The 12,704-nt window shown below is 37.2% G+C and carries 13 protein-coding genes; 11 read left to right on the top strand and 2 right to left on the bottom strand.

Translation table 11 applies throughout. From position 1 onward, the window contains the following. The first annotated feature begins 479 nt into the window (after nucleotides 1-479). The 4 genes from thrS (at nucleotide 480) to rplT (ending at nucleotide 3,699) form a co-directional block, all read left to right on the top strand. Entirely contained in the window at nucleotides 480-2,420 is a 1,941-nt protein-coding gene (gene thrS / locus ACR2MV_RS11660) for a threonine--tRNA ligase (RefSeq protein WP_434022090.1), read from the top strand. A 104-nt stretch (nucleotides 2,421-2,524) separates the two neighbouring features. Further along, nucleotides 2,525-3,019, top strand: a complete 495-nt coding sequence (infC, locus tag ACR2MV_RS11655) for a translation initiation factor IF-3 (RefSeq protein WP_434022092.1) — start codon at nucleotides 2,525-2,527, stop codon at nucleotides 3,017-3,019. A 47-nt stretch (nucleotides 3,020-3,066) separates the two neighbouring features. Continuing rightward, the gene (rpmI, locus tag ACR2MV_RS11650; RefSeq protein ID WP_302044825.1) at nucleotides 3,067-3,264 is read left to right on the top strand and encodes a 50S ribosomal protein L35; all 198 of its coding nucleotides are present in this window, start codon (nucleotides 3,067-3,069) and stop codon (nucleotides 3,262-3,264) included. 90 nt (nucleotides 3,265-3,354) lie between these two features. Then, a complete protein-coding gene (rplT, locus tag ACR2MV_RS11645; RefSeq protein ID WP_434022089.1) occupies nucleotides 3,355-3,699 on the top strand; it encodes a 50S ribosomal protein L20 in 345 nt (114 codons plus the stop codon). Nucleotides 3,700-3,792: 93 nt separating this feature from the next. Here the strand turns inward: rplT and prfA are convergent, their stop codons facing one another. Next, the gene (gene prfA, locus ACR2MV_RS11640; RefSeq protein WP_434022088.1) at nucleotides 3,793-4,869 is read right to left on the bottom strand and encodes a peptide chain release factor 1; all 1,077 of its coding nucleotides are present in this window, start codon (nucleotides 4,867-4,869) and stop codon (nucleotides 3,793-3,795) included. Nucleotides 4,870-5,016: 147 nt separating this feature from the next. On the opposite strand from prfA, the gene ACR2MV_RS11635 reads away from it, so the two are divergent. Continuing rightward, a complete protein-coding gene (locus tag ACR2MV_RS11635; RefSeq protein ID WP_434022087.1) occupies nucleotides 5,017-5,442 on the top strand; it encodes a c-type cytochrome in 426 nt (141 codons plus the stop codon). Nucleotides 5,443-5,515: 73 nt separating this feature from the next. Here the strand turns inward: ACR2MV_RS11635 and gdhA are convergent, their stop codons facing one another. After that, nucleotides 5,516-6,859: an NADP-specific glutamate dehydrogenase gene (gene gdhA, locus ACR2MV_RS11630; protein ID WP_434022086.1), complete on the bottom strand. Its 1,344-nt coding sequence runs from the start codon at nucleotides 6,857-6,859 to the stop codon at nucleotides 5,516-5,518. A gap of 217 nt (nucleotides 6,860-7,076) precedes the next feature. Between gdhA and pheS the strand changes: the two genes are divergently transcribed. The 6 genes from pheS to ACR2MV_RS11600 all read left to right on the top strand — a co-directional run. Then, on the top strand, nucleotides 7,077-8,096 hold the full coding sequence (gene pheS / locus ACR2MV_RS11625; protein WP_434022085.1) for a phenylalanine--tRNA ligase subunit alpha: 1,020 nt from the start codon (nucleotides 7,077-7,079) through the stop codon (nucleotides 8,094-8,096). A 2-nt stretch (nucleotides 8,097-8,098) separates the two neighbouring features. Continuing rightward, nucleotides 8,099-8,554, top strand: coding sequence for a retropepsin-like aspartic protease (locus tag ACR2MV_RS11620; protein ID WP_434022084.1), 456 nt, complete (start codon nucleotides 8,099-8,101; stop codon nucleotides 8,552-8,554). Continuing rightward, on the top strand, nucleotides 8,548-9,723 hold the full coding sequence (locus tag ACR2MV_RS11615) for an AIR synthase related protein (protein WP_434022091.1): 1,176 nt from the start codon (nucleotides 8,548-8,550) through the stop codon (nucleotides 9,721-9,723). The genes ACR2MV_RS11620 and ACR2MV_RS11615 overlap by 7 nt, the downstream gene beginning before the upstream one ends. A gap of 61 nt (nucleotides 9,724-9,784) precedes the next feature. After that, on the top strand, nucleotides 9,785-11,263 hold the full coding sequence (locus ACR2MV_RS11610) for a DUF5687 family protein (protein ID WP_434022083.1): 1,479 nt from the start codon (nucleotides 9,785-9,787) through the stop codon (nucleotides 11,261-11,263). A 5-nt stretch (nucleotides 11,264-11,268) separates the two neighbouring features. Then, nucleotides 11,269-11,964, top strand: a complete 696-nt coding sequence (locus ACR2MV_RS11605) for an ABC transporter ATP-binding protein (RefSeq protein ID WP_434022082.1) — start codon at nucleotides 11,269-11,271, stop codon at nucleotides 11,962-11,964. 256 nt (nucleotides 11,965-12,220) lie between these two features. Then, the coding region (locus tag ACR2MV_RS11600) for a tetratricopeptide repeat protein (protein WP_434022081.1) at nucleotides 12,221-12,704 on the top strand (484 nt) is incomplete at its 3' end.

Genomic DNA, 12,704 nt, shown 5'->3' with positions numbered 1-12,704 from the left:
TTCAATGAACTAAAATTCTTTCTCTCGCTCTCTTCCCTACTCCTCAAATCAATCTACTCCCTGAAAGCGGGTGCAAAACTAAAACCTTTTTTCCTTTCCACCAAATAAAAAATTAAATATTTTTTTAATGGATTTTAAAGACTCTATTTCAACTTGAACTTCGCTTTGGAAACAACACTGTTACCGTTTTTAAGCGGCTGCAAAAATACAACCAATTATAAATACCAACCTAATTATTTCAGCACTTTTTTTGTTAATTTTTTCCCATGTTTCACAACACACTGATAATCCGAAGGTTCTGAGGTAAAAAAAAATCTATTTTATCAGAACAATTTGACATCAATAATTAGTAAAAAAATAAGCTATACCTATTATATATATACGCTAAAATTCAAATTGAAAAATCGCCCCAAGAAACCAGCTATTCTATTCCTTATTTAATTTCTGATATGTATCTTTGCCAACTTATAATTGAGTATATGATAAAGATTACCTTACCAGATGGGAGTATTAAAGAGTTTGAAAAGAATTCTACTCCAATGGATGTTGCCAAAAGTATCAGTGAAGGATTGGCAAGAAATGTGATTTCTGCCAAATTCAATGAAGATATCGTTGAAACCAAAACACCATTAGGCACTGACGGGCACCTGACGCTATTCACCTGGAATAATCCCGAAGGAAAAAAAGCCTTCTGGCATTCGTCTGCTCACCTCCTGGCACAGGCCATTCTTTATTTTTATCCAGAAGCTAAGTTAACGATTGGTCCCGCCATTGAGAATGGGTTCTATTATGATGTGGATTTTGGCAGTGAAGCTATTTCAGAAAATGATTTTAAAAAGATTGAGGACAAGATGCTGGAATTTGCCAGACAGAAGTTTGAATTCGAAATGAGATCGGTTTCCAAGGCAGATGCTTTAGCACTATATAAAGATCAAGGCAATGAATTTAAAGTTGAGTTGATCGAGAATTTGACTGACGGAGATATTACTTTTTGCGATCATAGTGATTTTACAGATTTATGTCGAGGAGGACATGTGCCGAATACTGGCATTATCAAGGCTGTGAAAATTATGAGTGTAGCCGGAGCCTATTGGAGGGGTGATGAGAACAAACCTCAACTCACCAGGGTCTATGGAATTTCATTTCCTAAGCAAAAAGAATTAAAAGAATATTTGGCCCTGTTAGAGGAAGCCAAAAAAAGAGATCACAGAAAACTTGGAAAAGAACTGGAATTGTTCACCTTTTCATCAAAAGTCGGGCAAGGACTTCCATTGTGGTTACCAAAAGGAGCTGCCCTGAGAGAAAGACTCGAGAACTTTTTAAAAAAGGCGCAAAAAAAAGCAGGTTATGAAATGGTGATCAGTCCGCACATTGGCCAAAAAGAGCTGTATGTTACTTCTGGTCATTATGCAAAATATGGTGAGGATAGTTTTCAACCCATCCACACTCCAAAAGACAATGAAGAGTTTCTATTGAAGCCGATGAACTGTCCGCATCATTGTGAGATTTATAATACAAAACCATATTCTTACAAGGACCTGCCTAAACGTTTTGCAGAATTCGGAACCGTTTATAGGTATGAACAAAGTGGAGAATTACACGGACTAACAAGAGTTAGAGGGTTTACGCAAGATGATGCCCATATTTTTTGTACTCCAGATCAATTAATTGAAGAGTTCAATGCAGTGATTGATATTGTACTCTATGTATTCAGCGCATTGGGTTTTAAAGATTTTACAACTCAAATATCCCTGCGTGATCCTGATAACAAGGAAAAATATATTGGTAGCGATGAAAATTGGGAGAAGGCTGAAAATGCCATCATGCGATCTGCAAAAGAGAAAAACCTGAAGACTGTTATTGAATACGGAGAAGCTGCTTTTTACGGACCCAAACTTGACTTTATGGTTAAGGATGTTCTGGGAAGAAGCTGGCAGCTTGGAACCATTCAGGTGGACTATAATTTACCTGAAAGATTTGACTTAACTTATAAAGGTTCCGACAATCAATTACACAGACCTGTAATGATCCATCGCGCACCTTTTGGCTCCATGGAACGATTTATTGCGATCCTAATTGAGCATACCGGAGGTAATTTCCCACTTTGGTTGACTCCTGAACAAGTTATTTTACTGCCAATCAGCGAGAAATACGAGAATTATACCAAAAAAGTTTTACATTTGCTAGAAAATTCCGAAATTCGCGCCCTCGTTGACGACCGCAATGAAAAAGTGGGAAGGAAAATTAGAGATGCAGAGATGAGTAAAATTCCATTTATGCTGATCATAGGAGAAAATGAAGAGAAAGAGGGAACGGTCTCAGTGAGAAAACATAGTGAAGGTGATTTAGGTACTTTTTCAGTCGAGGGATTTGCCGAAATCATTCAAAGCGAAATTGATAAGACATTAGAGCAATTTTAAGTATAACAAATCTGTAGAGATTTAAAAATTTTAGAGCTATAGCAATTAGAAGAAACAGAGGAGCAAGAAAGCCTTGGAGAATTATTAAAGAGGATTTACATAAGATAAATCACAAAATTGATGCCCCGGAAGTAAGACTCGTAGGGGATAATGTTGAAACTGGTATCTATCCAATTAGAAAAGCCAGAGAAATAGCCAATGATCTGGATCTCGACCTGGTTGAGATTTCTCCAAAAGCAAAACCTCCGGTTTGTAAGATCATAGAATACAAAAAGTTTCTTTATGAGCAGAAAAAGCGCGAAAAAGCGTTAAAATCTAAAGCTACGAAAGTAATTGTTAAAGAAATACGATTCGGCCCTAATACGGATGAGCATGATTTTGAATTCAAAAAGAAACATGCCATCAAATTTTTAGAAAGCGGTGCCAAATTAAAGGCCTATGTTTTCTTTAAGGGACGATCCATTGTATTTAAAGATCAGGGGCAAATTTTATTGTTAAGATTGGCTCAGGAGTTAGAAGATTACGGCACGGTTGAACAAATGCCACGTTTGGAAGGTAAGAGAATGACCATGTTCATCGCTTCTAAGAAAAAGAAATAAGGAGTAGGAAATAAAATAGTATAAGCAAGTAATAAAATAGGAAGAAGATGCCTAAAATGAAGACTAAATCCAGTGCTAAGAAACGTTTTAAATTAACGGGTACTGGTAAGATTAAAAGAAAACACGCTTTCAAAAGTCACATTTTGACCAAAAAAAGTAAGAAACGTAAATTAAAGCTGACTCATGCTGGTTTGGTGCATAAAGCCGACGAAGCAAACATTAAGCAACAATTAACGTTAAAATAAACCCTAGAGGTTAGAGGTAATTAATTATAAACCATGTGTTAGTGCCAACAAAACGATTTTAAATCTGCCTGACACAAAAAAATTTAAAACATGCCAAGATCAGTAAATTCAGTAGCCAAAAGAGCTCGTAGAAAAAAGATTTTAAAACAAGCCAAAGGATACTTTGGTAGTCGTAAAAACGTATATACAGTTGCAAAGAATGCAGTTGAAAAAGCAATGCTATATGCATACCGCGACAGAAAACAAAACAAAAGAAACTTTCGTGGACTATGGATCCAGCGTATTAACGCAGGAGCTCGTGAACACGGTTTGTCTTATTCGCAATTCATGGGTAAAGTCAAAGCAAACAATATCGATTTGAACAGAAAAGTTCTTGCCGACCTTGCAATGAATAACCCTGAAGCTTTTAAAGCGATCGTAGATAAAGTAAAATAAAAATTAATTCTTGCTTATATAAAAAAACCTGAGGCTCGCCTCAGGTTTTTTTTTGCTCTACTTTTAACACCGGTACAGTCTGAACCTATTGAATTAAAATTCACCTTCCGAAGCCCTTAACTTTTCCGCGTTTTCTTCTAGTTTCAATTCTTCAATAATTTTATTCAAATCCCCATTGATCACATTACTAAGATCATACAGCGTCAAGCCAATTCGATGCTCAGTTACCCTACCCTGAGGATAGTTATATGTTCTAATTTTTGCAGATCGATCTCCACTTGCCACCAACGTTTTACGTTTGGCAGAATCTTCCTGAAGTTTTTTCTCTAATTCAACTTCATAAATTCTGGTTCGAAGTACCTTAAATGCTTTGTCCTTATTCTTGTGCTGCGATTTCTGATCCTGGCACTGAGCCACAATTCCAGATGGAACATGCGTAAGTCTAACCGCAGAATATGTGGTGTTCACAGATTGACCTCCAGGCCCTGAGGCACAAAAATAATCCACCCTAACATCACTCATTTTTAAGTCTATATCGAATTCTTCCGCCTCGGGAAGCACCATCACCGTTGCTGCAGAAGTATGCACCCTGCCTTGGGTTTCAGTCTGAGGAACCCGTTGTACACGGTGGACTCCAGATTCAAATTTCATGGTACCATAAACATCTTCTCCGCTGATACTAAAAATAATTTCCTTAAACCCGCCTGAAGTTCCCTCACTCAAATCTTCCAACTCAACCTTCCAGCCCTTGTCTGAAGCAAACTTCGTATACATCCTGTACAAATCTCCGGCAAAAATACTGGCTTCATCACCTCCGGTTCCTGCCCTGATTTCAACAATAACATTTTTAGCATCTTCAGGATCTTTCGGAATCAATAAAAACTTGATTTCCTCTTCCAGTCTGCTAATCGTCTCCTTACCTTCTTCCAGCTGCATTTTAGCCATTTCCACCATTTCAGCATCAGAACCATCTGATATAATCTCATTGGCTTCCTCTACATTGGCCAGCGCACCTTGATACTCTTCACCTCTATCTACTATCTTTTTAAGATCTTTATATTCCTTATTCAATTTGACATAACGCTTCTGGTCTGTGATTACATCCGGTTGGATAATCAAGTCTGAAACCTCATCAAATCGTTGTTTTACTATCCTTAATTTATCAATCATCCTCTTTTAATTATGGGGTAAATTTAACACTTTTTATCCTTAGTAAGGCATAAGAATATTTAAGCTTAATAATCTTTCATTACATGCTCCTTTTTGCCTTTTTTGTAATAAATTTGTAATATTAATTTAACCACTAAATTATTTACCATGAAAAAAATACTTTTTGTATTTGCTATCTTTTCTTTGACAATAGTAAGTTGTGGAGAAACGAAAAAAGAAGACGTTAAAAAAGAAATTGAATCCCCTAAAAAAGAAGAAGTGAAAGAAGCTCCCAAAGCAGCAGCCGGAGATGATGTCGTTGCTTTAGGAGAAAAACTATTTACAGACAAGACCTGTGTTTCCTGTCATCAATTGGATGCTAAAATTGTTGGACCTTCGGTGAAAGACATCGTAAAAATATATGAAGACAATAATGCTAGTTTGGTAGCTTTCCTAAAAGGTGAAAAAGAGGCCATTGTAGATACAGATCCAGGACAGGTAGCCATTATGAAAGCCAACCTCGATGGTTTTGTAAAAGATTTAAAGCAGGAAGAACTTGAAGCCTTGGCAGCTTATATGAAAAGTGCCAAATAATAAACACTTCACAATCGTCATAAAAAAAACCTTTCATCAATGATGAAAGGTTTTTTATTTTTACACAGAACGTTTAGACCACTCCCTGAGCGAGCATTGCATCAGCGACCTTTACAAATCCTGCAATATTGGCTCCTTTAACATAATCGATATATCCGTTTTCGTCTTTTCCGTATTTGATACATGAATCATGGATATTAGCCATAATTTCTTTCAGCTTCCCGTCAACTTCTTCTCTGGTCCAATTTAACCTTAAAGAGTTTTGACTCATCTCAAGACCTGAGGTAGCAACACCACCGGCGTTTGAGGCTTTTCCAGGAGCGTATAAAATTTTCGCATCGATAAAGGCATGTACCGCATCCAGGTTTGAAGGCATATTCGCACCCTCACTTACAACAAAACAACCATTGGCCAGCAAGGCTTTAGCATCCTCACCGTTTAATTCGTTTTGAGTAGCACATGGCATGGCAACATCACATTTCTCATGCCAGGGAGTCTTACCCGCTATAAATTTAGCAGATGGATATTGCTTCACATATTCATTGATACGTCCTCTTCGTACGTTTTTAAGTTCCATCACAAAAGCTAGTTTCTCGGCATCAATTCCGTCGGCATCATGAATATACCCTGACGAATCAGACAAGGTTACCACTTTAGCCCCTAAATGAGTTGCTTTCTCAGTAGCATACTGAGCCACATTACCAGAACCAGAAACCAGTACCGTTTTCCCTTTTAAATTGTCATTTTTTGTCTTAAGCATGCTCTCGGCAAAATAGACAGTTCCATAACCGGTTGCTTCAGGTCTGATCAAAGATCCACCCCAAGACATTCCTTTACCAGTCAATACACCTGTAAATTCATTCTTAAGTCGTTTATACATCCCATATAAATAACCTATCTCTCTTCCACCTACACCAATATCACCGGCAGGTACATCTGTGTTAGGTCCAATATGTCGATACAACTCTGTCATAAAGCTCTGACAGAACCTCATAATTTCATTATCTGACTTTCCTTTTGGATCAAAATCAGATCCTCCTTTACCACCACCCATAGGCAATGTTGTCAAACTATTTTTAAAGACCTGTTCAAAGGCCAAAAACTTCAAAATACTCATATTTACAGTTGGGTGAAAACGCAAACCTCCTTTATAAGGCCCAATTGCAGAGTTCATTTGAATACGATAACCGCGGTTGACACATATTTCACCTTTGTCGTCTACCCAGGCAACACGAAATGTCACAGCCCTTTCAGGCTCAACCATACGCATTAAAATATTCTTACCATGATAAATGTCCTGAGTAATAATATATGGAATCACAGTTTCAGCTACTTCCTGGACTGCTTGCATGAATTCTGGTTCATGTCCATTACGCTCCTCTATTTCTTTCATAAAGGCATCAATTTTTGACTTCATAATTTTATATGGGTTAAATTATTAAAATATGATTTTTTCATAGCAAAAATAATTAAATTCCCAATAACCAACTACTGAATAGCCTATTTATTTGCACTTATTTTTGGTCTATTTAATTGTGTTTGAATGGAGGCGCTGAACACTTAAAAATTGCCGATCAATAGAAGATGATTCCAACAAAAAAATGTAAATTTGCCATCTAAATTTATTCGACGGAATGAAGAACAAAATTGATGAGCATTTAAATGATATCCAAGATTTTAGATCGGATAGTGCAGAGAAAATTGAGGCATTTAGAATTAAGTATTTAGGAAGCAAAGGGCTTCTTAAGCAGCTTTTTTCAGAATTCAAAGAAGTGGAACCAGCTTTGAAAAAAGAAATTGGTCAATCTTTGAATCAATTGCGCACTGCTGCCACTGAAAAAATAAATGAACTCAAAAACAGTCTTGACAGTTCGGCGAATGAGCAATCCGTTTATGGCGATCTTACCCGACCAGGGGAACAAATTGAATTGGGAGCGAGACATCCTATTTCCATCGTTAAGAATCAAATAATTGATGTTTTTTCGCGTATAGGATTTAATGTTTCTGAAGGTCCGGAAATTGAAGATGACTGGCACAACTTTACGGCACTTAATCTTCCGGAGTACCATCCTGCCAGAGATATGCAAGATACTTTCTTTATTGAACAAGATCCTGATATTTTATTGAGGACCCACACTTCTTCGGTACAGGTACGCTATATGGAAAACAACAAACCACCCATCAGAACTATTTCACCGGGTAGGGTTTTCAGAAATGAAGATATTTCGGCAAGATCACATTGTATTTTTCATCAAATCGAGGGTTTGTATATTGATACTGATGTGTCTTTTGCAGATTTAAAACAGACCTTGTTATATTTTACCAAAGAAATGTTCGGGAAATCTAAAATCCGATTAAGACCTTCTTATTTCCCGTTTACGGAACCAAGCGCTGAAGTAGATATTTATTGGGGGCTTGAAACAGAAACGGACTATAAGATCACGAAAGGAACCGGTTGGTTAGAAATCATGGGCTGCGGAATGGTAGACCCGAATGTATTGAAGAATGCCAATATCGATTCTGAAAAATATACAGGTTATGCCTTTGGAATGGGAATTGAACGTATTGCCATGCTGTTATATCAAATACCTGATATCAGAATGTTTTACGAAAATGATATTCGATTTCTGGATCAATTTAAATCTGTCGTGTAAAGATGCAGGATCTAAAAGAATTTTTGTTTCAACAAGGGTATGTGAGGATTAAATTAAAAAAAACCATCACCAATCACTTTGAAATTAAAGCAAAAATTAATGGTGTCAAGGGTAATTTCATCTTAGACACGGGAGCTTCAAAATCATGCGTAGGCACAGAGGATATCGATTTTTTTAATTTAAAATCGGAAGAATCCGAACACAAAGCCAGCGGTGCCGGACCAAGTGAGATAGACACCCTTATTTCGAGCAAAAACGAAATCAATTTAGGGAAATTCAAACTTAAAAAATTGTCCCTGATACTGATCGACCTAAGCCATATCAACAAGGCCTTGGAAAAGCAGGAGGCCAATCCGGTCAAAGGAATTATTGGAGCAGATATTTTGATTAAGGGAAAAGCCATTATTGACTACAATAAGAAGTATTTATATCTATTGAACAAAAAGAAAAAATCATGAGTACCGGCGATAACAGATACAGTCTCAGAGGAGTTTCAGCTCAAAAAGAAGATGTTCATAAAGCAATTAAAAATGTAAATAAAGGGCTTTTTCCAAAAGCCTTTTGTAAAATTGTTCCGGACCATCTAACCCAGGATGACGCCTATTGCCTGGTGATGCACGCAGACGGCGCAGGTACCAAGTCTTCCTTGGCCTATATGTATTGGAAGGAAACCGGAGATATATCTGTATGGAAAGGAATTGCTCAGGACGCGCTCATTATGAATATTGATGATCTGCTTTGTGTTGGAGCGACGGATAACATCATACTCTCTTCTACCATTGGGAGAAATAAAAATTTAATCCCCGGGGAAGTGATCTCAGCGATCATCAACGGTACCGAAGAATTACTGACTGAATTGGAAGGATTTGGGGTTAAAATTCACTCAACGGGAGGCGAAACTGCTGATGTGGGTGATTTGGTAAGAACCATTATTGTTGATTCAACCGTTACAGCCAGAATGAAAAGAGCGGATGTGATTGACAATGCCAATATCAAAGCAGGTGATGTGATTGTCGGTTTGTCCTCATCTGGTCAGGCCACTTACGAGAAAGGCTACAATGGAGGCATGGGAAGTAATGGTTTAACAAGTGCTCGTCATGATGTATTTGACAAGTATCTTGCCAGCAAATATCCTGAAAGTTTTGATGCCGCTGTTCCAGCTGAGCTGGTTTATTCAGGAAGCATCAAATTGACGGATCAAATTGACGGCGTTCCCATTGATGCTGGAAAACTAGTACTTTCTCCTACCAGAACTTATGCTCCGATTATCATAAAAATGCTTGAAAAACACAGGCAAAACATTCACGGAATGGTTCATTGCAGTGGCGGTGCTCAAACTAAAATCCTGCATTTTGTTGAAAACCTTCATATCATTAAAGACAATTTATTTGAGGTGCCACCTTTGTTTAAACTAATTCAGGAGCAATCAAAAACCGACTGGAGAGAAATGTATCAGGTTTTTAATTGCGGACACCGTATGGAACTATATGTACCACAAGAAATCGCTGAAGACTTAATTGCGATTTCAAAATCTTTTGGTGTGGATGCACAGGTTGTGGGTCGTGTCGAAAAATCTGACGCTAAAAAGCTCAGCATAAAAGGGGCTCAGGGAAATTTTGAGTATTAATTACCGATTATTGTGTAACATATTTTAAATTAGTGATACCAATTAATCAAACAAATTCCCCATGGTATCCGATTTTATCAGACTCGAATGGAAACAATTCATTCGATCCTCTTATTGGCAAAAAAGTGTTGTCCTTAATATCTTTCTGGTTTTTATTGCCCTCTATTTTATCCTTGTTTTTTTAGGCTTAGGAATTGCGCTCTATCCTATACTCAAGGAGAAGATGCCGGATACAGATCCCTTTGATACCGTAAATAAGTTCCTTTTCTTTTGGTTTTTGGCAGACCTGCTGATTCGTTTCTTTTTTCAGAAACTACCGGTGATGACCGTGAAACCTTTATTAACCCTTCCGGTTAAAAAAAATAAAATAGTTCATTATGTACTGGGGAAATCTGTTTTTTCCTTTTTTAATTTCTTACCATTATTTACGGTGATCCCCTTGGGGTTTACCTTGCTTTATAATGGATACAATACGACAAGTACCGTCAATTGGATGGTGTTCATGATACTGGCGACACAGATAATCAACTTCCTGAATTTTATCATTGAAAGTAAATCTGCAGCCTCTGACCTGGCGATGTTACCTATCCTTTCTTTGGTAGGGATACTTTACTTTTTGAATCAGTTTGAAATCGTATCGTTGGACAGCTTCATCTTCACACAAGTAAAATGGATGATATCCAACAGTTTTTTATTGCTGATTCCTATGGGCATCCTGGCCTTGCTATATGGCATTAATTTCAAAATGCTCAAAAACCAATTATATCTCGATCAATCCTTAAAATCAAAAGTAAATGAAGCCAATACTTCTGACCTATCATGGACCAATAGATTTGGGAAAAGCGCTCCGTTCCTTCAATTAGATTTGAGAATGCTTTGGAGAAACAAAAGGCCAAGATCGTCGGTCTTTATTGTTTTAATCGGATTGTTTTATGGTTTGATTTTTTATCCAAACCCTCAGTATCAGGAAATGCCGGCCATGTACGTATTTGTAGGAATTTTTGTTACGGGAATCTTTCTGATCAATTTTGGCCAGTTTATTCCAGCTTGGGACAGTGGCTATTACAAATTGCTCATGAGTCAGAACATTCCTTATAAAGACTACCTACAATCAAAATATTTATTAATGGCAAGCAGCGCATTTTTAATGTTTGTTTTGAGTATTCCTTATGTGTATTTTGGATGGAAGGTCTTATTGATCCATTTTGTAGCAATGATTTATAATGTCGGGATTAATACCCATGTTCTGCTATATGCCGGATCGTTTAACAGAAAAAAAATAAATCTCAGTGAAAGAGCGGCTTTTAACTATCAGGGAACAGGAGCGGTTCAATGGCTGGTTGGTATCCCGTTATTATTACTTCCGATAGGATTATTTTATCTGACACATACGTTTATAAATTTTCAAAGCGGTATCGCATTATTGACCCTACTCGGTATATTCGGCATTGTTTTTCATGAAAAACTGATGAAATTCATCACCAAAAAATACATAGACAATAAATACATAATGGTCAACGCCTTTGACCAAGACAACTAGTTATTATGATAAACGCAAAAGATCTTACTAAAAAATATGGCGGTAATACCGTACTGAATATTGAAACTCTTGATATACCAAAAGGACAATCATTTGGACTTGTCGGCAATAATGGGGCAGGTAAAACCACTTATTTCAATCTCCTCCTCGATCTTATCAAGCCAACAACAGGGAACGTAGTGAATAACGACATTCAGGTCAACCTCAGTGAAGACTGGAAACCTTTTACATCTGCATTTATAGATGAAAGCTTTTTAATCGGCTACCTAACTCCAGAAGAGTATTTTGATTTTATTGCCGGGCTCAGAAATGTAAACAAGGTTGATCTCAGCACTTTCCTGAATCAGTTTGAAGAATTGTTTCATGGAGAAATTTTAGGGCAGAAAAAATACCTTCGTGACCTGTCAAAAGGAAATCAAAAGAAAGCAGGTATCGTAGCCGCATTAATCGGACAACCTGAAGTGGTCATCTTAGACGAACCCTTTGCCAATCTTGACCCAACCACTCAATTTCGACTAAAAGAAACCTTGAAAAAAATAAACGAAGAAACCAGCTCCACACTTTTGATTTCCAGCCACGATCTGGGGCATATCACAGAGGTATGCGAACGGATCGTCGTTTTGAATAAAGGAGAGATTATCAAAGACTTAAAGACCTCTGAAGAAACTCTTATGGAATTAGAACAATTCTTTGCTTCATAAGAATCATTTCAAGGAAAACTCCATGAAAAAATTAACTAGTAGCTTGAATTGATACATTTCAATTCCAGGAATTGTTAATCATCCCGGTTTAGACGAAAGATTTATGATTAATTTGTACTTTTACCCCACCCCCGTCGTTTATCAGATATAAATACAAGCCAAGGCTACCATTTTGAAAAAAGACATAAAACGTTTCTTATTTTATAGTATCCCGATACTACTAGCTGTCAGCTGCTCTACAAAAAAGGACAATTGGGTGAGCAGAACGAGTCATTCGGTAACCGCCAAGTATAATATTCTATACAATGGAAACATTGCGTTTGATGAAGCCAAATCTCAATTAGACAATCAATATGAGGACAATTTCTGGGAAAGGTTACCTATTGAACCCTTAAAAATTGAGGAAGCCATCATCCCGTTACCAGGACAAGGATCTAACAATGAAACGGAGGCCCAAGGCTTTGATAAAGCAGAAGAAAAGGCTGTTAAATCGATTCAAAAACATTCCATGGTAATCGATGGCTACGAAAAAAATAATCAAATTGATGAGGCCTATCTTTTGTTAGGCAAGTCGCGCTATTATTTACAAAGGTTTATACCGGCTTTGGAAGCCTTTACCTTTGGTATAGAAAACTACCCAAACGCCAACCTCTATCGTGAAACCAAGATCTGGAAGGCCAAAGCGCATATTCGAATTCAAAATGAAAAGCTTGCGATCGAGACCCTGGAATCTGTTTTAA

This window comes from Lutimonas sp. (assembly GCF_051011215.1).
Taxonomy (GTDB): Bacteria; Bacteroidota; Bacteroidia; order Flavobacteriales; family Flavobacteriaceae; genus Lutimonas.
The sequence above is the reverse complement of the archived record's forward strand: the minus strand, read 5'-3'. Positions and strand labels throughout refer to the sequence as shown.